The sequence below is a fragment of the Teredinibacter purpureus genome, from assembly GCF_014217335.1.
In the GTDB taxonomy this organism is placed as follows: Bacteria; Pseudomonadota; Gammaproteobacteria; order Pseudomonadales; family Cellvibrionaceae; genus Teredinibacter; species Teredinibacter purpureus.
The window spans coordinates 214092-232262 of record NZ_CP060093.1 but is presented as its reverse complement, the minus strand read 5'-3'; the positions used below and the strand labels follow the sequence as shown (position 1 = coordinate 232262).

Annotated in this window: 29 protein-coding genes; 26 read left to right on the top strand and 3 right to left on the bottom strand. The window is 44.7% G+C overall.

What is annotated here, in order from left to right; all coding sequences use genetic code 11:
* The first annotated feature begins 7 nt into the window (after positions 1 to 7).
* The 10 genes from H5647_RS21845 to H5647_RS21805 all read left to right on the top strand — a co-directional run bounded on the left by H5647_RS21845 (position 8) and on the right by H5647_RS21805 (position 5209).
* Positions 8 to 547 (top strand): hypothetical protein, encoded by a 540-nt coding sequence (locus H5647_RS21845; RefSeq protein ID WP_045861809.1) that lies wholly within the window; start codon positions 8 to 10, stop codon positions 545 to 547.
* Between the two features lie 2 nt (positions 548 to 549).
* The gene (locus H5647_RS22520; protein ID WP_408034029.1) at positions 550 to 705 is read left to right on the top strand and encodes a GNAT family N-acetyltransferase; all 156 of its coding nucleotides are present in this window, start codon (positions 550 to 552) and stop codon (positions 703 to 705) included.
* A 39-nt stretch (positions 706 to 744) separates the two neighbouring features.
* A complete protein-coding gene (locus H5647_RS21840) occupies positions 745 to 924 on the top strand; it encodes a hypothetical protein (RefSeq protein ID WP_045861808.1) in 180 nt (59 codons plus the stop codon).
* Between the two features lie 17 nt (positions 925 to 941).
* On the top strand, positions 942 to 1520 hold the full coding sequence (locus tag H5647_RS21835; RefSeq protein ID WP_162926490.1) for a hypothetical protein: 579 nt from the start codon (positions 942 to 944) through the stop codon (positions 1518 to 1520).
* A gap of 233 nt (positions 1521 to 1753) precedes the next feature.
* Positions 1754 to 1939, top strand: coding sequence for a hypothetical protein (locus H5647_RS21830; RefSeq protein ID WP_045861806.1), 186 nt, complete (start codon positions 1754 to 1756; stop codon positions 1937 to 1939).
* Complete coding sequence (locus tag H5647_RS21825) at positions 1932 to 2630, top strand: hypothetical protein (RefSeq protein WP_045861805.1); 699 nt, start codon at positions 1932 to 1934, stop codon at positions 2628 to 2630. The genes H5647_RS21830 and H5647_RS21825 overlap by 8 nt, the downstream gene beginning before the upstream one ends.
* A gap of 17 nt (positions 2631 to 2647) precedes the next feature.
* Complete coding sequence (locus tag H5647_RS21820; RefSeq protein ID WP_045861804.1) at positions 2648 to 3226, top strand: phosphoribosyltransferase; 579 nt, start codon at positions 2648 to 2650, stop codon at positions 3224 to 3226.
* Between the two features lie 170 nt (positions 3227 to 3396).
* Positions 3397 to 4014 (top strand): hypothetical protein, encoded by a 618-nt coding sequence (locus H5647_RS21815; RefSeq protein WP_162926489.1) that lies wholly within the window; start codon positions 3397 to 3399, stop codon positions 4012 to 4014.
* A 73-nt stretch (positions 4015 to 4087) separates the two neighbouring features.
* The gene (locus H5647_RS21810) at positions 4088 to 4666 is read left to right on the top strand and encodes a hypothetical protein (RefSeq protein WP_045861802.1); all 579 of its coding nucleotides are present in this window, start codon (positions 4088 to 4090) and stop codon (positions 4664 to 4666) included.
* A 270-nt stretch (positions 4667 to 4936) separates the two neighbouring features.
* On the top strand, positions 4937 to 5209 hold the full coding sequence (locus H5647_RS21805; protein WP_045861801.1) for a hypothetical protein: 273 nt from the start codon (positions 4937 to 4939) through the stop codon (positions 5207 to 5209).
* A gap of 31 nt (positions 5210 to 5240) precedes the next feature.
* Here the strand turns inward: H5647_RS21805 and H5647_RS21800 are convergent, their stop codons facing one another.
* Positions 5241 to 6518 carry a Fic family protein gene (locus H5647_RS21800; protein WP_052692311.1) on the bottom strand — a complete coding sequence of 426 codons (1278 nt, stop codon included), beginning with the start codon at positions 6516 to 6518 and terminating at the stop codon, positions 5241 to 5243.
* A 243-nt stretch (positions 6519 to 6761) separates the two neighbouring features.
* Here H5647_RS21800 and H5647_RS21795 point away from each other — a divergent pair, with 243 nt between their 5' ends.
* The 8 genes from H5647_RS21795 to H5647_RS21760 all read left to right on the top strand — a co-directional run bounded on the left by H5647_RS21795 (position 6762) and on the right by H5647_RS21760 (position 10757).
* Complete coding sequence (locus H5647_RS21795) at positions 6762 to 7832, top strand: hypothetical protein (protein ID WP_045861800.1); 1071 nt, start codon at positions 6762 to 6764, stop codon at positions 7830 to 7832.
* 95 nt (positions 7833 to 7927) lie between these two features.
* A complete protein-coding gene (locus H5647_RS21790; protein WP_162926488.1) occupies positions 7928 to 8095 on the top strand; it encodes a hypothetical protein in 168 nt (55 codons plus the stop codon).
* 16 nt (positions 8096 to 8111) lie between these two features.
* Complete coding sequence (locus H5647_RS21785) at positions 8112 to 8546, top strand: DUF6908 domain-containing protein (protein ID WP_045861799.1); 435 nt, start codon at positions 8112 to 8114, stop codon at positions 8544 to 8546.
* 144 nt (positions 8547 to 8690) lie between these two features.
* Positions 8691 to 9308 (top strand): hypothetical protein, encoded by a 618-nt coding sequence (locus H5647_RS21780; RefSeq protein ID WP_052692310.1) that lies wholly within the window; start codon positions 8691 to 8693, stop codon positions 9306 to 9308.
* A gap of 125 nt (positions 9309 to 9433) precedes the next feature.
* A complete protein-coding gene (locus tag H5647_RS21775; protein WP_162926487.1) occupies positions 9434 to 9592 on the top strand; it encodes a hypothetical protein in 159 nt (52 codons plus the stop codon).
* 16 nt (positions 9593 to 9608) lie between these two features.
* Positions 9609 to 9842, top strand: a complete 234-nt coding sequence (locus H5647_RS21770; RefSeq protein WP_162926486.1) for a hypothetical protein — start codon at positions 9609 to 9611, stop codon at positions 9840 to 9842.
* Positions 9843 to 10109: 267 nt separating this feature from the next.
* Positions 10110 to 10427, top strand: coding sequence for a hypothetical protein (locus tag H5647_RS21765; protein ID WP_045861797.1), 318 nt, complete (start codon positions 10110 to 10112; stop codon positions 10425 to 10427).
* A 105-nt stretch (positions 10428 to 10532) separates the two neighbouring features.
* Positions 10533 to 10757, top strand: coding sequence for a hypothetical protein (locus H5647_RS21760; protein ID WP_045861796.1), 225 nt, complete (start codon positions 10533 to 10535; stop codon positions 10755 to 10757).
* Positions 10758 to 11097: 340 nt separating this feature from the next.
* Here the strand turns inward: H5647_RS21760 and H5647_RS21755 are convergent, their stop codons facing one another.
* A complete protein-coding gene (locus H5647_RS21755; protein WP_162926485.1) occupies positions 11098 to 12309 on the bottom strand; it encodes a hypothetical protein in 1212 nt (403 codons plus the stop codon).
* Between the two features lie 597 nt (positions 12310 to 12906).
* Here H5647_RS21755 and H5647_RS21750 point away from each other — a divergent pair.
* On the top strand, positions 12907 to 13524 hold the full coding sequence (locus H5647_RS21750; RefSeq protein ID WP_045861793.1) for a hypothetical protein: 618 nt from the start codon (positions 12907 to 12909) through the stop codon (positions 13522 to 13524).
* A gap of 36 nt (positions 13525 to 13560) precedes the next feature.
* On the opposite strand, the gene H5647_RS21745 is transcribed toward H5647_RS21750, so the two are convergent.
* The gene (locus tag H5647_RS21745; RefSeq protein ID WP_045861792.1) at positions 13561 to 13755 is read right to left on the bottom strand and encodes a hypothetical protein; all 195 of its coding nucleotides are present in this window, start codon (positions 13753 to 13755) and stop codon (positions 13561 to 13563) included.
* A gap of 229 nt (positions 13756 to 13984) precedes the next feature.
* Between H5647_RS21745 and H5647_RS21740 the strand changes: the two genes are divergently transcribed.
* The 7 genes from H5647_RS21740 (at position 13985) to H5647_RS21710 (ending at position 18170) form a co-directional block, all read left to right on the top strand.
* Positions 13985 to 14776, top strand: coding sequence for a hypothetical protein (locus H5647_RS21740; protein WP_045861791.1), 792 nt, complete (start codon positions 13985 to 13987; stop codon positions 14774 to 14776).
* A 161-nt stretch (positions 14777 to 14937) separates the two neighbouring features.
* Complete coding sequence (locus H5647_RS21735) at positions 14938 to 15420, top strand: hypothetical protein (RefSeq protein WP_045861790.1); 483 nt, start codon at positions 14938 to 14940, stop codon at positions 15418 to 15420.
* Positions 15410 to 15754: a hypothetical protein gene (locus tag H5647_RS21730; RefSeq protein ID WP_162926484.1), complete on the top strand. Its 345-nt coding sequence runs from the start codon at positions 15410 to 15412 to the stop codon at positions 15752 to 15754. Before H5647_RS21735 ends, H5647_RS21730 begins: the two co-directional genes overlap by 11 nt.
* A gap of 181 nt (positions 15755 to 15935) precedes the next feature.
* Entirely contained in the window at positions 15936 to 16775 is an 840-nt protein-coding gene (locus H5647_RS21725) for a hypothetical protein (protein WP_045861789.1), read from the top strand.
* 116 nt (positions 16776 to 16891) lie between these two features.
* Positions 16892 to 17293, top strand: a complete 402-nt coding sequence (locus tag H5647_RS21720) for a hypothetical protein (RefSeq protein WP_045861788.1) — start codon at positions 16892 to 16894, stop codon at positions 17291 to 17293.
* Positions 17294 to 17306: 13 nt separating this feature from the next.
* Positions 17307 to 17564 carry a hypothetical protein gene (locus H5647_RS21715; RefSeq protein WP_045861787.1) on the top strand — a complete coding sequence of 86 codons (258 nt, stop codon included), beginning with the start codon at positions 17307 to 17309 and terminating at the stop codon, positions 17562 to 17564.
* A 105-nt stretch (positions 17565 to 17669) separates the two neighbouring features.
* Complete coding sequence (locus H5647_RS21710) at positions 17670 to 18170, top strand: LPD11 domain-containing protein (protein WP_162926483.1); 501 nt, start codon at positions 17670 to 17672, stop codon at positions 18168 to 18170.
* Position 18171: the final 1 nt, after the last annotated feature.

Genomic DNA, 18171 nt, shown 5'->3' with positions numbered 1-18171 from the left:
GAGCATTGTGACCTATCGAGTCGAACTGGAAAGTGGCGAAGTCCTTGAGAAAAGATTGAATGAAGCCGAAGCTGAGCGTGAGTTAGCTCGAGCTTGTAACGAGGATTTGGACGCTTATATCGTTGACGAAGACGTAAGCGCGAGCCCAAGTGAATTCCTATCCGAAGTGTATCGATTGCATCGTAAGAATGAGATTCTTGGAGACTGGGATTTCTCGGAGACAGAAAGTTTATATCTACAGCTACTTGAGTTAGAAATATCGAATGAGTTCCAAGGTTTGCTAGCCGCGCAAAGCGCTTTATTACGATCGCAAAAAGATTGTTGTGATGGGTTTTCATCGATCATAGACGCCGGTCTTGGGATAGAGCCAGAGGCGTTTCCTCTCTATTTGCTGGAGCAGGAGCCAGAAACCTTTTCGTCTCTTCAGTCGCAGGAAGGGGTTGATCTATTAGCTAAGTCGCTACCATCACTTACAGGCCAAGGCCAAATAGCGGTGCGTGATCGTCTCATTGCGATATTCAGTAGTCATGAGCTCATGGAGAAGTAGACATGACGGCAGCTGCTGTAGTTCATTTTGACGATATTCACAGAGCGGATCCCTACATTGAAGCTTGGTGTGATGGAGAGGTCGCATTTATTGACATGGTGTATGTTCCTCATGAAATGAGAAGGAAGGGTATTGCTACTACGTTAGTAAAAGACTAGCTGTCTAACCTTGATTCTAGGGTAAAGAGAGTAAAATTAATGCCAGTTGATCATGCCGCTATTTGCTTTTGGAGTACGTTTGGATTCAAGAAAGCTTATATTGGAGATTACCTATATAGCGAGATTGAAAATGCAATGGTTTTAGGTGTTAACGGTCACAGCACTCCAGAGCCCGAGTTGATACTGGAAGGCGATGAATATAGGCATTGGGTCGAATAATGGAACAAGGTGAAAGCATGCATACGGTAACGCAATACGACGTACAGGCCGAAAAACACCAGCTCATGAAGGAATATGTGGGCAATGCGATAACTGAGGCAAGGCTGTTAACCCTTGCCTCTTACGATAAAGCGATCGCGCTGGAATGTGGAACCCAAAGACTGTCGAAAATGGGGGTGGCTCATAAGGGCTGTCTGCAGCCAGATGGGTCCCTATGGGTAGCAGTACAAAGCACAGAAGACGCCGATGAACTTAAACCTATCTTGAGAGGTGCTGGGTACTCAAATTTAAGGACGTTCGAAGGCTGGATGGGATGGTGCCCGAGCAAGCGGCTTCTACTTCAGGCGAGTAAAGAAACATACTTCGACGACTCTCTGGGGCGCAGTGCGCGGCTTTATGAGATGGTTTGTCGCTTAGGGGTGATGCCAATGTATACCTGTGCTTTTGCCGGTAAATTGGCTATAGACTTTGATAGCGAGCAACTAGCGATCGCGCTATACCAGAAGCTCACTGCGCAAAGAATATCTTGCGTAGCGGTCCAGCCGGATGACATGAGCAGTTTGGATGTTTGGCAAGTCAGCTGCGGCGCGAAGTAGTGTTTATCGATGCACTTTAGATACGCCGGATCAAGTCGTTGAAGCAGCGGCAGATCCACCCCCACCCCCAGCGAACCCCTTTATTCGCCGAATAGGCAGCTGAGCGGCTTGTATAAGCGTTCCCACCCGTACATCCAATGAGAAATGTGACTTTTCCCAACAAACTGGTGGTTTAGACCCATAAGATCACTTAACCTTTTGAGGAGACTCTCAGGGTAAATTGGTGAATCCCCATGGCTACAGACAAAAGTGATACTAAATCGAAGAAATACATTCCTAAATTCTATGTCTCTCAGGCGGTATATGATTCAACCCCTCCTGAAGAGAGACAATTATTGAATTATGCGATTGACACGGATGAGCCGCTAACGCTACCAAAGACCTTCAATATGCCAAAGGATGCCAATCCTCATGAGTAAGGGGTTATCGGTCGCCGAGGCTCAAGCAGTAGCTCTTTCCTTTGTTGAATCTATGAACTATCAGGTACCGCTCGATTATAAGATCCGAGATTCTTGGAAAGAACTCTATGGTTTTGATAGCCTTTGTGGGGGTGCGTTCCACTCAGCAGAAGGGCAAGGTGATCGTGGATTTGCCACTATTGCAGCAGGAAATCATAGAAGCAAAGAAGCGTTGCAGAGAACATTGCAGCATGAAGTACTCGGGCATTATTTAATTAACACATATACCCCGACTGAAAAGAGCGATGTGATTAAAAAAATCATGGACGCCGGCCAAAGTAATGAGCCTTCACTTGAAAGGCATTGGAATCAGGTAAGAAACCAATATTCCGAAAAACATCCTTCGGTTCAAGCAGAGGAAGTATTCGCTTTAATTGCCGAACGTGTGGAGGTTAACCACAATCACCACTTTAAAACTACGGATGACATTCTAAACAGTCCGGGAGTAACCCTATCGGGGATTCAATCTACTATTCAGCACCGAATAGATTTGCTAAAGGCAGGAGACCTTGAGCAACAGACGTTCCCCAGTAACGACGTACATTCTCAGATCAATCTGAAAGGATTTGAACGTCGTGCAGGAGATTGGATGGCAGACCATCAACGAACGGAAACCCCTTCCCCAACCCCGTCACCAAGACTCGGTTCCTAGTAGCGGAAACGACTCTAATGCCATTTATTGAAGTCCGATCCGCAGCTAATTATTATCACACGCCACAAGCAAGAGAACTCGCCCATCAGCTAAAGGAGGGCTGTGTGGTTGCCGCAGCCGCCATGGCCAAGGAAATGATTCGGCTGCTACCACAAAACTGTACGCTGATACCCATACCGGGCAGGGATGGGAAGGCAACAACCAGTCTCACTCTGGCAAATAAACTTTCCGAACTCACAGGCCTACCCGTTAGCGATGTGATAAAGGGTGCTAAGAGAGAATCCCTTTACGGCATTAAAAAAAGAGGCGATATCATCGATGGAAGCTTTTATGGGTATTCATTGTCGTGTGCAAACGTTCCTGATCGCGTTGTTCTGATTGATGGTGTATGTGATACGGGGGCAACAGCCCTTGCTGCAGCTAGCCTCTTTAAATTTAAGGCTGAGTTGGTGGCTCACTCAAGCCACTTCGCTGCAGGATTAGGCACCTTGCAATCCACACCACCTAATTTAGGTTCTCGAATTGATTCTTGGTTGAACCAGTGTGAGTCGCCGGAACCAGGCAAGCAACAATCAAAGACATCACTTCGAAATTAACAGCCCTACGTTGATATGTATATCGCTATCGCGAAAACATTTTAATTCAGTGGGCGGGTGGCCGTGCGTGTCGCCAGATTTCTTCTAAAACTGCACACCTCCCAATAACGCGTTACGTTATTCCTACCAAGCAGTCATGGTGGCTGCAAAAACTTTCAGGAGACGGTTATATGATGACACATTCAGTATTATCCATGACTAATGAGCTAATGTTCGAGCGGGCGAAAACTATTCCGAATGTTACCTTTAATGCTAAAGCATATTGCGAGTCCTTGGGATGCTATTGCTTAGAAGTTACATTTAATGATCCCGACTATCCAGAAGCGAACGGCCTGTCTATGTATAGCGTTATTGATGGCGTTCCAATGGAGTTAGATCACGGAAGTAATGATGATTGGTCGCCTATTGTTAGTGCGTTCTCTCAGGCAGAGGCCGACTTCATTAAATCGGTTTTTGCCTTGGATGTTCCTATTATTCCACCGGCTGGAGGTGAAGACTTTTATACCTATCTCGATCTAAAAGAGCGAGCTGGTTACTTGTGGGATCAGGATGTACTGAAAGCTAAAAACGACGCTGTCATTGTCAAGGATGAAGCTGATGGATTGGTCTCGATTAGCAATGTAGACGTTCTTGATGGATATGCCAAGAACGATGTTGCTAGATCGGGTTTTAGCTTTTCGGAAGTGAAAAATTGCTGGCTTGGGCCCGTTACGAAATTGCCTATTCGTTTTATCGGAAATCTTACCCAGTCTCGCCATATCGCGCAGAGAGACGCCTCTCCCGCATAGCTGATGATATCTATTTAAAAGCTTATGTTGTTTTAGCGCACGATTTCACTATTTATAAACAGCGGAGAATAATATGGATTTCGATGAGTTTTGTACAAAGGAGAATCTAACTCCATACAACGAAGATGGAACCGAGCTTGGTTCAAGTTTGGAGCGTTATGAAGAATATAAGGCTGAGATACACCCAGTAGAAGCTAATGCGGCCTCTCAAAATAATAAAGGAAAAATAATAATGCAGTTAAAAAATTATACCGTTATTGCCATTAACAGAGATTCTGGACAGATTATTAGCCATCACGTTTCCGCTATATCTTCTAGTGAAGCTTTCGTTATTGTTTCAAAAATTTCAGATTTGGATTTGGTTGCTGCCATTGATGGCTGGATTACTGAAGGAGAGGGTGTCGAGTTCCCTGGAAGCGCGACGGTAGATTCTGATACTGTTTTGGATCAGCCAGAGGTCTTTGGTGGGCAATCGGTTTGTGACTTTTACATGGATGATGAGTATACCCCTGATTCGTATTGGATATCCTTGGTAAGTGAAGGTGCCACGGTTATTACACCTGCAATTGAAGGCAAGGCCGAGCAGCTGTATATGCGCGTAGGTGGACGAAAAGCTGAACAGAGTTCCGGCAATAAAGGTATGGGGGAATAGATCATGTTAATCACTAGGATACGCTTAAGAGCCATCGAACACTAGAGGCTGCCACAAAAAAGGCTGGTGATCATGGTTTTGTCTATTGCCCAGTTTCTGACAAGATTTTTCAGGTTCACATGATGTCTGATGGCAATCTCAAAAGATTTGATATAGTTGATGAGGCAGTCATGTGTAACACCGGTGGTTTTGATATGCGGAAAGCTATGGCTGAATTTGATATCTTGTGAAATTTAAAAATTGCAATTTTAACAGAGAGGAGAATGTTGGATGAATACTCGATGCTTCGTGGATGTAGATGGGCACATTTGGTCGATAAACCATAAGGGGGAGAGTAACTTCCCTGATGATATTGAGTTGACTGATGGTACGGTACGAATATTAGGTGTAAAAGATTGCTTGGGGCCAGGACGCGAAATCACAGAAGAATATCAGCTGTGGCCCTCTCTAACATCTTTGGCGATGGTTCTTGAGCAAGATATAAGTCCAAAACACACTCAAAACGATATATATGCTGTTGGTAGTAAGCCGCCTGGGTTTTGAGTAGGGCTCGGCAAGCGGCTCGCTAAATTAATTAGCCAAGCTTCGGTGATTTTCCAGTACTTTCTTCAGAGTTAATATGAGTTTTCCACTCTTTAACTCTATCTGAAAATCCCTGATCTTCGACTTTCGTCGCTACCCTTTTTCCTTGTGATTCTAGTTTAAGCGCACCCCCGCTCAAGTTTAGTTCGTAGCGCGCGTTCCGCCCTATCTTTTCCAATGGGGTGAGGCAGCCTTTCTGGACAAGCTCGGCCAGATCTCTTGTCGCGGTTGCCTTCGAACATCCAGTCATACCCATGTATTTTTTGGCGCTTATGCCATACTGAAACCCTTCTATACCAGCATTGAATACTTTATTAATTGCTTTTACCTGCCTTACATTCAGGTCTTTTTCCTCATTGTCATTCCAGAATCTAGCTTTTTGGAGAACAAATTGGACTTTATTCAAGGCTTCTTTCTGCGCCAGCATAACGGTGTCACAGAACCAATTAACCCAAGGTGTAACATTCATCTCTGGCTTGCTTGCCTGGTGCAGCTGCTCGTAATACTCCTTTTTATTGCGCTCGATAGCAGATGATAAACTGAGCAATGCTGGGCCTCCTGCGTCTTGCGCCAATGCCTGTTCAGCAATAGCTCGACCTACACGACCATTTCCATCATCAAACGGATGGATTGACTCGAACCATAGATGCGCAATTGCGGATCGCTCAGGGCCAGAAAGGTTTTCTTTCCTGTGAGGATTGAGAGGGCTGCTATCGTTATACCACTTGAGGAAGCGGCTCATTTCTTCATCCACTTGATGGGAAGGGGGTGCTTCGTAATGTACCTGTTCATACCCTATCGGGCCTGAAACGATTTGCATCGGGCTTTCTGTTGTCCGCCACTGTCCAATCTGTAAGTTTGGCTGTAAAAGGCTTCTAGATTCAGGAGGTAACACTAATTGATGCCAATGACATAGTTTTTCTTTAGACAAAGGCTCTGTGTACGTCTTTCGAAGGTCAACCATAAGTGCGGAGATCCCCTCGGCTTTTGGATCGATTACGCGAGTCGGAGGATTGCTCAATCCGAGGAAATTCTTTATTGAGGAGCGCACATCTTCGGAATCAAGAATTTCCCCTTCAATCTGGCTAGTCTTTATAGCCTCATTGACCATAAGGCCTATGTACGCCTCGTTTTGCAAGCTTTCTTTTAACTGTCCCACGCCTCCGGATAATCGGCCAGACTCCAAGGCATACGAATACAGCGTATTCCGTATTTCGCGGTCATTATATGTAAAGTTGGGCCAATCTGGGTGTTGCCAGCAGTATTTCATGGTTTTGAGCCGTTAAATCACCTTTATTGGCTCAGTATATACGTGTATATGAGCCGTTTAAAGCGTTTAATCAGCTCATTCTCCCGTCAGACGGGTAACACGTGGAAGAACGTTTCGCTATCGTTCAATTTTGTATCGCATTCAGTGGTTATTGGGGCGTTTCCCCGATTCGTGCAGACTGTTCATATGTACAGTACGTTGTGTCTAGTGATTATATGATCAAACCACTAGGAGACAACCAGCATGACACATACCGCGCTTACCAATAACGGTGCTTCTGAGAAAGCAGATTCAACGAGCTACAGTTTCATTCGCGAAAAGATTATCGCGATTCGCAAAGGTAAAACCGTCGTTGCAAACGAAGAGATGCTTGAACTCATTGAGATGCGATGCACGGCATCAAACCTTAACCTTGAAGTTGTAAGTATCCCAAACCCTCAACAAATCGGTACCCAGGATGCATACCTGGCTGGGTACATTTCAGCACCTGAAATTGAGCAATATCGCTTGAATAATGGCCTGGAGTGCCCGCAAGAAGTGGCATTGTTGAAGAAAATTGCAGAGGTATCCGGCTACACACTGACGGAGGCCTACTCGCTCCGCGAGGCGCTACCCCATGGGATAAAGCGCGTAACAGCACTTCAAGAAACTTTGGCCAAATGGCAATGGAAGGCCAGTATCACCCAGATGGCGCGTGACATAAAGGCACTCGACCTGAATACCAAAGACGGTTTAATGCGTGCAATTCAGATTCAATTGGCCGAGGAAAGGCGGCGAGCAGGCATTCAATACGCCAATAAGTACTACTCCGAGTACCCAAGCACCAAAACGACCGAGCTGGAGAAGCTGGAGAAGTCCTATGAGGAGGACTTGAGTGCTCCGCAGATGGTGTGCAACGAGATGATTGCTGATGCGATTCTAAACCGCGACATCCAGGTCTTAACCAAGTACTTCATTGAAGGCCTTTTCAAATCATGCGAGAAGGTTTTTGGCATGGCCACCGGCATTAAAGTTGCCAGATTAAGTAAGGCCAATAAGAAGGCCGCTTTGATTGGGTGGGGGTCCACTGGTGGTAAGTGCGAAGAGGGGAGTTCGGAAAAAGTCAGAATGCTAACCAGCAAAAAAGATTCCGGTACCGACCTTGCCACAGTGAAAGTCATTGGCTCGACGGCATACGCCTATATAGACACTGTACCTAGCTTTCATCGAGGCGTGCACGAAGAGATTTTACGTAATGAAGGTATCAACCCAAATGATATTACTTGGAAGTTTTCTGAGGAAGAACTTCGCATGGTAAAAAAACATACGCATTGATAGCCATGTTGGGAGGCGCGTCCTCCCAATTTGACAGGGTTTAATGATTGAGTACGTTGTTAATATCTAGAAACATAATTAGCGAGAAAAAATAAATGGTTAAATTCTATGATCCAAACGGTAATTTTACGTACCAGAAATCCTTGAGTGACGTGGACGCTTATAGTCAATCTATTAAAAACCACTTCTATTTTGGTGGTTATGCTTTAGTAGATGGTGAGCGAATAGGCTCGCACAACACGCTTGCTTCGCTGCAAAAATAGCTAGGGGAAAAAAGATATGAGAAAGACGGTATACGAAACCAACTATGATCGGCTTGTTAAGCTTGGAATTGTTACAGAAGGCCAAATTCGACCAAATGGCAGAAGTCAGTCGGGCGGATATATGGATTTAGTTCTAGAGCGTTTGCCGCATTTAGATAATGTTTATTCAAAAGGCTCTTTGGCGGTTTCGATTGCTCACTACTTTGAGCAAAATGGTGATTTATGTAGTGATCCAGAAATGGTATTGCTTCTCCATCCAGAAATAAAATCTGTAGAGGCATTTAGCTTTAATCAGTCATTACCACCTTATTATCAAGAGGTTTTCCCAGAGCCAGGAAAAGTATGCTTGGCTTACAAAAAAGATCAGAATAATTTTCTACGGACGTGGTTAACTAACTTGATAAATCAACGCCACGGAAAGACTTGGGCGGACAGTATGGAGGCCGCGTAAGCGGCTTTGACTATAAAATTGGCCATCCCTGTGAGGATTTTAATGGAGGTCAGCGTGATGGATAGTCACCCCCATACCTCACCAGATTGCTTGCCTGATACGTTTATTTCACCCAATTTCCCATAGAAAATAAAGGATGTACCAATGAACAATTCATCTAAAAACGCAATCGCAATTGATGATTTAAAGGCGGGAGTGATTGTAGAAATAATAGGGCCATTCTCTGATAGTCCATATCTCGCTCGATCTCTAGGCAATTATGGCCCAGGGGCTAAGGTGTATTTGGCCAATGTGGAGTCTTCCGAAACTCCGGAATCTATGGCGTCAAAATTTCAAAACAATCAAATGCCCGATTGCTTTGTTTGCTGGGATCACGACATAAACCTCAAATATACAATGTCGCTTGTAGATAATTCCCTACATAGCCCAGCTTGGAAACCACAAGGAGAATCTATGCAGTTCGATGCGCAGCACAGCCCGGTTTTGTCAATTAACGCACCCGAATGGTTTGGCGAGGCCGAATTCCTTCGCTGGTTGAATCGACGAGATCGGCCCTTGATGACCTGGCACACGCGAGGAGAAGAGCCTAACGAGTGGAGTGACATTATAGTCTTTGTGGATCCTAGCCTGAATGGTGAAGGCTCTGAATGTGGCGAAATGCCAGATAAGTATTGGCAAGTGATAGTGGGGGCTTGTCAATCACGCTTTAACCCGTCTACCGGATTCCATGTTGTCGTAAGAATTACCAATCTTTGCGAATAATAATGTCTATTTTAAAGATCCAGTAGATAAGCGGTGTTTTCCTCCATCGCTGATGACATGTATTAAAAAGGTTATATTTCTTCCTAGGCGATTTTTATTATTTATAAAACCCGAGGAGAAATACGATGCCTAAATTTTTGCGTGAAAAGTACCCCGATTACAATTCTCTCTTAACTGCGTTGCACAATTTGATTGATAAGCGCGGTGACTGTTCTTTGAACCTCAGTAGCAGTGAGAGAGAAGAGTATGAGGCGCTTTGCGAGTGGTACGGTGATGCTCACTGATCATGAGGGAAAAGTAATGTCGATTGAGCGTATCGATGAGATTGCCCTTAGAGGCTCCCAGTGGGCTGAAAATGATGGTGTTGGTATACCTTCTGGAATTGAGAGCGAAATGGATTTAATGGCGTTTAATGCGGGGGTGAGTAACGCTAACATTAGACTTGGTTTGAATGTGGAAAAATATAATCCCGTTCAATCTTCCGTTGAGAGATACCACGACAAACCCGCTTCTCGATCTGACCTATCAATGTAGTTAGGCTGTGAATAAAGATCCCAGTGCTAAAAAGGCATTAAAGGGGAGCAATATAACCGCTCCTCTTATTATCTATCCTGATTAGAGGCTCTACTCCCATATAACCTAAAGCAGTCTATCCATGATCCGTGTTCAGACCGAGGGGTAGCGCTACCGCGCTAATATTGGATCCATAGAGTGGAAGGCGGCGTGAATTTCCAATAAAACGACACTTCTCACCTGAATAGAATACGTTGTTCTCATCGACTAACAATATGGAGACAACCAATGTTTAGCAATCATGATATAGACAAAATCCAATTTCCTTTTGACGAGGCGAAAAACAATAACGACCTCAGTATATTTGAAGAATTTTTAACTCAGGAGAAGGCTAGCTCAGACGCTCAGTATATTTGTGATATTACCTGGAGCGTAGACGATATCAAATCTATTCGTCCAGAATGGAGTGATGAGGAATGCGCCGAGGCGGCAAGATATGTAGCCAAAGTGCTACAAGATAGAAGTACGGAGGAGGGTTGGCAGATTCTAGAGGATCTTCTTTGTTTTAAAACACAGGACGAAACGAACAAAGAGTGCGTTGCATAACGGTAGCGGTCTTAACTATAGGTGTTGGGGGTGCCACCCCCATATCCCGCTAATTTGCACTGCTACCCCTATTTGATACGTTGTCCTTAACAACAGGAGAACGCCATGAACCGTCCATACACTTCAAGCATCTATAACGAGTCATTAGTTGTAGCTAAATACATTGGCTACATAGGGAAAGATTTAACTTTATTTGAGGTCAACGACAAGAACCAAACCATGAAAAGTTACCCAATTAAACCAGCCGATGTCGCAGAAGAGCACGCAAGTAAAGCGAAGGCGCAGCAGCACACGGCCTTTAATCAAGTAAAAATATGGACTCGGCACTAACAAGAGGATTTTGAGATGTGTTTAGATGTAGATCTACAGCCAATAAAGGCGCGGATACAGCGTTTTACCATTAAATCTTTCGCTACAGATTACGTTGTTTTTGGCGATTGGCGTGTTGCGGCTCATGCCGGGGGATATTTTCTGTTATCGGACACCGGTTTAGTTTCCGTAAGGATGAGCAGGACGTTTTAGCGTTTTAGGTGATTGATATCAACTTGGATACCATTTCCAACTACCCCTAATTTGTCCCTTGAAGCTGATCTTGTATAAAATAATGAGACTATTTCAAGAACAGATCCTACCAATGTGACGATAATACATACGTTTATTCTTAATTAACTTAGACATTGTCAGGTTCCCCACAGCGAACATAATCTACTTTTAACTGATGAATGAGCTCCTTTTTGTCATTTAAAATACAGAACTCACCCGCTGCCTGGCCGTATATTCGACTCTTTAATTCCTCGCTCTTTCCGGTGTAAAAACGAGAGTCTTCTATCTGCCCTATTGCGTGATCAAAGCCCATTTTATAATAGGTCTCATAATCCTCTGGAACACTACCATGTTCCAAAATACATACCTTTGTACTAGACTCTACGAGCCTTTTGATGCCGTTTTGCGCTTCGCAACTAGAAATATGATCAAGCGTCCCAAGTCCATCAAAAACAACAAAGACAGACGATGCTTTCAATTTTAAATGCTGTTCAGCAGACACAGAAAGATCGTTGACAAGCCGTTCTAGTGCTGGCGCTAGCTCGGAGTGCTGAAGCTCAAGGCTATTAATATTGTGAACGCATATTCCATCTCTTAAAAACACTTCAGATACGGGAACATCTTTATGCGTTTTTGCACCATTTACATGAAATGAATGAGCTCGTAGATGGTTGTCGGCGAGCCAAGATATATCTCTAACAGTGCCCAGCGTTCCCGTAATATTCAACCAATAAACAACAGCCCCTTGGGAAATCGCTTGAGCAGCTAGAAGCATGGCCGCTTGAGTCTTACCAGACCCTACTCCGCCGGAAATAATAACACGATCTACTTCATAGGCTATTTTCTCTCCTCCACTATTTCCTCCCGCCATCTGTAAAGTGCAATTTACTGTAAAATCATGGGGCATTCTGTTTTGTGTAGGAGAAAAAGCAGGCTCAAGTGACTGGAGAGTTCTATGTAACACCAAGTTTCCGAAGCTGCTAAGCATTACTTCTTTTTCTCGTCCAGATGATTCGGAGCTTCGTAGATTAACTAAGGGAGCGTTGGATGTTGAGTTAAAGCTAAAAGCGCCAGGTCTTCCACATAGGACTTTTAGATATCTTGAAAATTGATAGTCACTAATGCGCGGCAGTTTAGCCTTAATTTCCTTTAGATTAACCCAGCCTTGAGCACCTGAAGCAACACCAATAGCGAGCAGTAGCCGTGCGTGTTCTATTTTCAGATCCATCCCAAACGATGTAAGAACATCAATAGATGCCCCCAATGAATCTAGCTGATTTGCAGTCGTAGAGCTGGATTTTGTCATTCTCCAGCCTATAGCGCGGAGCCAAGTTTGCATAGGTTGCCTCATAAGGTTGCAAATATGCAACTATTGCAGTGGTGCAGGGATACGTCAAGAGAATACTACCAAAAACGTCAGAAGACCGTGAAGACTCTAGAGTGTTCGATGCTGCAATATTCTGGTAGGGCATTTACTAGATAGCCTGACACTGGAGCGTCAAAACCGCATTTAATGATTAACGTCAATCACAGAAAGCGGATACCGAAAAAATAAAGGCCAACGAACTAGAAATTGCCACCTATGCCACCGGTACCGGCGCAATCCGCTACAAAGGCACTTTTCACGCTCATAAATTCAAAAGGGTAAATAGTGCTAATGATTACTTTGAGAAGGCTCTGGCGGCTTCTGGGCTGACTGTGGTGTGTTATGGCAGCAAGTCTGAGATGTATGAAACTAAATTTGCGGCTATTGTAGTGGCCGCTTAACCGTTTTCGCGCTATATTAAGGATTAATAGCGCAACACCCTCCAGCTGAAAAACTTTTTTATTCCGATTCAACTTGCATCGAAACAAAAATGTTTCTACTAGATTCGCGCATGACTACTTCTAAGGCTACGTTGGCTTCAACTTAAACGTAGATACTTAGGAGATAGAGATGCCTTCACACCCCCAAACCCTCGCACACAAAGAATTTAGAGCCTCTGACCGTGGAAAGGAGTTGATTGCTCAGTCTGAAGCTGATGCGGCCAGTTTTCTTTTCGACCTACAATCCGGTGAGTTGAATGCGGATGTAGCAGAGCACCTTACGGCACACGAAATATATGTGGCTGTTACCCTAGCAGGCTCTTTGTCTTTTGAATTGTCTAATACGCGGCATACCGTTACTCCCTACTACCAAAATCTCAATGAAGATGACGCTTTAGCAATGCTCCAAGATGTTCAAGCCACCATAGAGAGTAGCCTGATCAATCTAGCCGTAGAGTCTCAGGATAACGACAAGGAGTACTTCCCAGGCGCGACTATAATGGAGATTATGGATATCTGCGCACCTGATATTTTTGGTGACTACGATGTTCCCGAAGAGGTGGAAGAGTGGCAATGGATAGAGAACAACGCCTGCTTTTCCCATGGGCGTAATGGAGAGGAGGGCATATGTGAATTCGTGCTCAATGTGAGCTATGAGTTTAAAGAGATTCCGGAGCGCCTAAAGGGGGTTATTGCGAGCGCACGTGAATGCGCGTGTGGCTATATCCTGATCCACCAAGGTACTTAATTTAAGCTGTATTAGCGGTGATCGTGAAGGTTGCCGCTAGATGGTGTGCCGTTGTTCCCAGGTACCCTTTTCCAAAGCTGTCTGCGCATCGTCTTTTGAATCATAGTAACCAGACTCACGAGTGAAAGGACTATCGTTAAATTCGGTGCCTAAATAGAACCCGGCAGCAGATTTCATTACCTTTAATTCCAGTTCCTTCCTGCCATATTTTAACGCTAAAACGCCCAACACTTTTTACGCTCCTAGTCTAATCGCTTGTTACAGCGGTCTTGATGATTTATGGCAAAAGGATACAACGGTTACGCTAGCGTTTTACAAGGGAAAAAGATCATTAAGTGGTGATTGGGGGTGGCGTCCGCTTATTCTTCCACCCCCACATGACATTTCTAGCACGTTCGCGTCTTTCGTCTGATTAGGTACTTTGTATTTAAAGTAATACATCACACAGGGCGGATGAGGCATGAAAAACTCGATAATCGAACTACCAAAAACACGCGAAGATTGGCGCGCTTTAATGAACACTCATTCGTGTTCGTATTTTTACATCAAAGACGAAAATCTTGCGATTTCTTTAGGTAGCGCAAGCTCCGGTACCATTCGCATTCTAGATACCACCAACGTCTATAAGCGCGGGAAAACCTGTACTAGCTACGTCATCTATGGCGAAGAGTACGAGGCGCGCTGGGAAGTTCTGGAGGCGTTTCAGCTTTCTTGCAGAGCTATTTTTGATGCTTGTGCGAAGCTCCCTTTTAAAGAAGGTAATAATGAGGCTCAAAGCCTGATGGGTTTCCCTGTATACAAATCTGAAAGTAAGGGTGTGTCTACGTATTCACCGGCGCATCTTGATCGCCTCAAACCACTTAAGGAAATCCCTAAAAAATGGTCAGTTTCACACGTTATAAGATTGCTTGCGAATGACCAATTTGAAGGCTTGGCAACCGAGTCACGCTATACCGACGACTACGCTTTTGATGCGGCTTATGAGTTCGGTAAAGGTAGCTACGACAAACTTGATATGATCGAAAAGCTTGTAGAGCGTCCCAGTGGCTGGTGGTTTAACAAGGGCGAGAAAGACGGGGGTTATTTGGGAATTAACTGCCACTCATTTGACTATAAAAGTTGCACTATCCGCTTAGAAGGCAAGGGAGAGGTTTCTGAGGTCAAAGAAGAGAAAGGTAACGTTATACCGTTCAAAACCGAATTGCCCGCGAATGTTGACCGAGTCAAAGTTGCTGGTATTTTAATGGCCTAACGACCAAAGCCTAGCACTACATATAGTGTTTGGGCTTGATATAACCCCGCGTTTTCTGACACCTCACCACTATATGTTGTGTTTTGCTTTCCTTCAAACGTGCACACTTCTTATTGTTGGTTACTTTAGCAATACACGATAATTATTATGCGGAGAACACCATGCAAGAGACCGTAACCCTAGTCCACGACCAAAAACGTAAGGCCATTCAGTTCACTGAGGGTAAGCTTCAAGGGGCAGACCTATGGTATCCCTACGATAGGGATAAATGCGCTCTTTCCGTCGCAGTAGAGCAATTGCTGACCCTTAACGGGATTGCTCTCAAAGTGGTAAGCGTTGAAAGAACCCAGCAGCGCCACGTTTACGAAGATTTTATAATTACCTATGAGGCCAAGAAGCCTAAATTCACGGCGCCGATTACTATGGCCACCAATGAACACCCAGACGGACACAATGCAAACGCAACAATGAGTTGTTTGGCTAACGGTGCTTGTGTGAGTATTGCCGTCCACCTAGACCAAGCTCACTTTAACGGTTCGCTGGACGTTCTACCGGTTGAAGTACTGGCATCCCTTCGCCCACTATCTGCAAGTGAGGGGATTAGTTCTATCAATATTGAGATAGGAGATGACGATGCAGAGTAATGATTGCCATGGATGCAGACATGCGCCCTCGAATTGGAGGGACTATTCTCAATTGCCCACGTGCACCCAGCCAAGCCACACGAGCAATCCTGGGGGTATTTGGCAGATCTATAACAGAACCGATTGCGCATGGTTCGAGGCGGGAGAGAGCAGGGTTGTCGTGCTCGATACGCTCTACGACCACAAGACGAATAGAGAACTAGAAGATTCTATACAGTATTGCAAAGATCGTTTGGCTGAATCCCTACCTACGCTAGGCGCAGATCATAATGTTTGCCGAAGTCATAGGCTTCAAATTGAGTGCGAGCAAAGATTGCTCGATTCCCGCATTTAGTCACATACGGCAGTGAATGTACTGCCGTCTCTCCTCAAACATTTTTGCTCGTTTCGCTATCGCTTCACGGATAACAAGATCATGAAGTGGATAGGTGCCGGCGGGATTCCATGTAGATTGCCAGTAAGCCCTGTATTGGTACTTTGAACCTATCAAAGTTATCAACCTTAGGATATTCGATATGGCTTATCACACACGCACCCCCATCACCAATGATTTGGACTTCCATGCTTTTACGCGCGATCGCATTACCAAGGGAGAGGCCTACATGCGCTGTGATGATCGTGATGTGTGCCTTGATTACACCTATAACCTATACGGTAATGAAGGTTGTGCGTCCCTATATGTGTCAGATGTTACGAACGCATTTAAGACCGGAAAAACATGTAAGGGTTTCTGGCTTGAGGCACGAGGTCAAGAAGCCATACAAACACTTGATGGTTTATTGGCAGACGTTGATTACGACATTCCCGCATTTATTGATTGGTGCGGCGCTCTTGAGATTGACTACGAAGTTCGCGGTGAAAAACATGTAGACCAAGCGCGCAGCATCACCATTAGCCAAAGGGAAAGCAAGGGAGTTGAGACGTTTTCTCCGCTAGCGCTCGCCCACCTAAAACCTTTAAAGGAAATACCCAAGAAATGGACGTTATCGCACGTACGACGCTTATTGGCTGCTAAGCAATACAGCTATTGCGGGACAGAGCTTCGCTTAACCGACGACTACGCCTATGACGCGGCTAGTGAATTCGGTAAGGGAGAGTGTAGCGGTGAAGCGTTTTTGAAAGAACTGACTGAGGATTCTTCAGGGTGGCGTGTATCTAAGGCTGGCGGTCACTGTAACGATGGCGACAGCCTAGCTGTTTGGTGTCATTCATTTGAAAAACGAGTGATCAAGATTGATCTGAATGCAGGTAAGGCAAAGGTCAATGAAAGTAAGGGTGCCAATCCCCAGCCTATTATTCCGGTTATCGCAGCCAACCTAAGTGAATGCAAGCCAGCTGGTATTTTAATGCATTAGTTTGCTCTCAACTTTCGAGGGTAAAGCCATTTCTAGTGGGCCTGCCCTCGCTACCCCTTTCTGATACGTTAAATCGTAATAGCAATCTATTCAAATCACACACAAGGTAAGTAAAGATGAGCAATGAGAGTAATAGTAGTGATCGTGTAGTGCCAGTTCGCATCCACGCAAGTGTGTCTACGATGGTCAATCTTGATGGGGGAGAAAGCCCTAGCGATATTAAAAATAGAGCAGTTGATATCTATCTGCATGGCGCTGGCGAGCAAGGCCATATCAATAAAGAAGATATGGGGGCGGATAGCTATAGGATTGTAACGAATGCAGAAGAGGAGATGGTGCTGGTAAACAAAGGTTTTCTGCTTGCACTAATAGACACGGCTAAGCGTACTACATTCCTTGAAGCCGTCTACGACGATGAGCGCAAGACCGATTACGATTGGGTTACCTTAGCGGATCTCATTGATGGGATATCACCAGAGGAGATTCAAAGCCTTACACCACCGATTCCTACACTTTAGCGATGGGGTGTTTATGAGAGACGCTAAGCATGCAGAGTTCCTCGAGCGTAAGCTTTCAGGTGAAACCCCTTCTTTTAAAATCGTGGGTACCAATAAGGTTACGGGTCACTCCGTTGATTATAAGCTTGACCGCTATTCAATCCCCGAAGCTTACTGTTCTGAGAGGAGTGCGCAGTGCAGGTGTGATGAGCTTAATAAGACGGCGATTAACGGTGTTTGGTCACCGGTGCTGATGTCAAAGGGAGAAGTTCAGAAACTGTACTCGAGTTAATTCAGATAGCCAGTGGGGGTGGGGCTTAGCGGCCTTCACTGTATCTCAGACCCGCATCGTAAATGGATTTCTTCGTCAGTTGCGTTTCCTTATTGGTGCGATACGTTGGCAACACTTAATGACTATCAGGTTAATACACTAGGGGAAGGTAAATTTGTGGATAATTTAATTTTAAATAATGGTGAAACTGCGACATTTCTTTACGTAGACGATTGGTCTCGGCCTGTTTACAAGTTGAAGAGTGGCACTAAGGTTTGTTGCGTAAATTGTGACGGTACATATTTGCACACGATCAGCGCTGGTAGTGGCGAGCCAGACTCCCCCATTAGAGACGAGTATCAGCCAACAAATAAGACTTCAATTGTAGAAGAATTACCGTCAACTCAAGATTTTACTTTTGATTATATGTTCCTTGATCGATTGCGGTGTGATTTAGAATATTATTTTGGCTTTGGTAATCGCAACGATAAGGTGCTTCATTACCTAGATGTTCATAATCATATTGCAGAAATGAAAAATCGGCTCGATGCTTTTCCAAAGGACAAGCGTCCTGAATGGTTGACTGAAGATGATATCTCCAATTACGAATCACGTTTAACGGCGTGAT

Bases quoted from the DNA above. Each gene is read 5' to 3' on its own strand.
- H5647_RS21780 (WP_052692310.1), top strand. From the start codon at position 8,691: ATGAACAATTCATCTAAAAACGCAATCGCAATTGATGATTTAAAGGCG.
- H5647_RS21790 (WP_162926488.1), top strand. From the start codon at position 7,928: ATGGTTAAATTCTATGATCCAAACGGTAATTTTACGTACCAGAAATCC.
- H5647_RS21770 (WP_162926486.1), top strand. From the start codon at position 9,609: ATGTCGATTGAGCGTATCGATGAGATTGCCCTTAGAGGCTCCCAGTGG.
- H5647_RS21835 (WP_162926490.1), top strand. From the start codon at position 942: ATGCATACGGTAACGCAATACGACGTACAGGCCGAAAAACACCAGCTC.
- H5647_RS21775 (WP_162926487.1), top strand. From the start codon at position 9,434: ATGCCTAAATTTTTGCGTGAAAAGTACCCCGATTACAATTCTCTCTTA.
- H5647_RS21825 (WP_045861805.1), top strand. From the start codon at position 1,932: ATGAGTAAGGGGTTATCGGTCGCCGAGGCTCAAGCAGTAGCTCTTTCC.
- H5647_RS22520 (WP_408034029.1), top strand. From the start codon at position 550: ATGACGGCAGCTGCTGTAGTTCATTTTGACGATATTCACAGAGCGGAT.
- H5647_RS21740 (WP_045861791.1), top strand. From the start codon at position 13,985: ATGAAAAACTCGATAATCGAACTACCAAAAACACGCGAAGATTGGCGC.
- H5647_RS21725 (WP_045861789.1), top strand. From the start codon at position 15,936: ATGGCTTATCACACACGCACCCCCATCACCAATGATTTGGACTTCCAT.
- H5647_RS21735 (WP_045861790.1), top strand. From the start codon at position 14,938: ATGCAAGAGACCGTAACCCTAGTCCACGACCAAAAACGTAAGGCCATT.
- H5647_RS21795 (WP_045861800.1), top strand. From the start codon at position 6,762: ATGACACATACCGCGCTTACCAATAACGGTGCTTCTGAGAAAGCAGAT.
- H5647_RS21750 (WP_045861793.1), top strand. From the start codon at position 12,907: ATGCCTTCACACCCCCAAACCCTCGCACACAAAGAATTTAGAGCCTCT.
- H5647_RS21715 (WP_045861787.1), top strand. From the start codon at position 17,307: ATGAGAGACGCTAAGCATGCAGAGTTCCTCGAGCGTAAGCTTTCAGGT.
- H5647_RS21810 (WP_045861802.1), top strand. From the start codon at position 4,088: ATGGATTTCGATGAGTTTTGTACAAAGGAGAATCTAACTCCATACAAC.
- H5647_RS21760 (WP_045861796.1), top strand. From the start codon at position 10,533: ATGAACCGTCCATACACTTCAAGCATCTATAACGAGTCATTAGTTGTA.
- H5647_RS21815 (WP_162926489.1), top strand. From the start codon at position 3,397: ATGATGACACATTCAGTATTATCCATGACTAATGAGCTAATGTTCGAG.
- H5647_RS21765 (WP_045861797.1), top strand. From the start codon at position 10,110: ATGTTTAGCAATCATGATATAGACAAAATCCAATTTCCTTTTGACGAG.
- H5647_RS21830 (WP_045861806.1), top strand. From the start codon at position 1,754: ATGGCTACAGACAAAAGTGATACTAAATCGAAGAAATACATTCCTAAA.
- H5647_RS21730 (WP_162926484.1), top strand. From the start codon at position 15,410: ATGCAGAGTAATGATTGCCATGGATGCAGACATGCGCCCTCGAATTGG.
- H5647_RS21800 (WP_052692311.1), bottom strand. From the start codon at position 6,518: ATGAAATACTGCTGGCAACACCCAGATTGGCCCAACTTTACATATAAT.
- H5647_RS21820 (WP_045861804.1), top strand. From the start codon at position 2,648: ATGCCATTTATTGAAGTCCGATCCGCAGCTAATTATTATCACACGCCA.
- H5647_RS21755 (WP_162926485.1), bottom strand. From the start codon at position 12,309: ATGCAAACTTGGCTCCGCGCTATAGGCTGGAGAATGACAAAATCCAGC.
- H5647_RS21720 (WP_045861788.1), top strand. From the start codon at position 16,892: ATGAGCAATGAGAGTAATAGTAGTGATCGTGTAGTGCCAGTTCGCATC.
- H5647_RS21805 (WP_045861801.1), top strand. From the start codon at position 4,937: ATGAATACTCGATGCTTCGTGGATGTAGATGGGCACATTTGGTCGATA.
- H5647_RS21785 (WP_045861799.1), top strand. From the start codon at position 8,112: ATGAGAAAGACGGTATACGAAACCAACTATGATCGGCTTGTTAAGCTT.
- H5647_RS21840 (WP_045861808.1), top strand. From the start codon at position 745: ATGCCAGTTGATCATGCCGCTATTTGCTTTTGGAGTACGTTTGGATTC.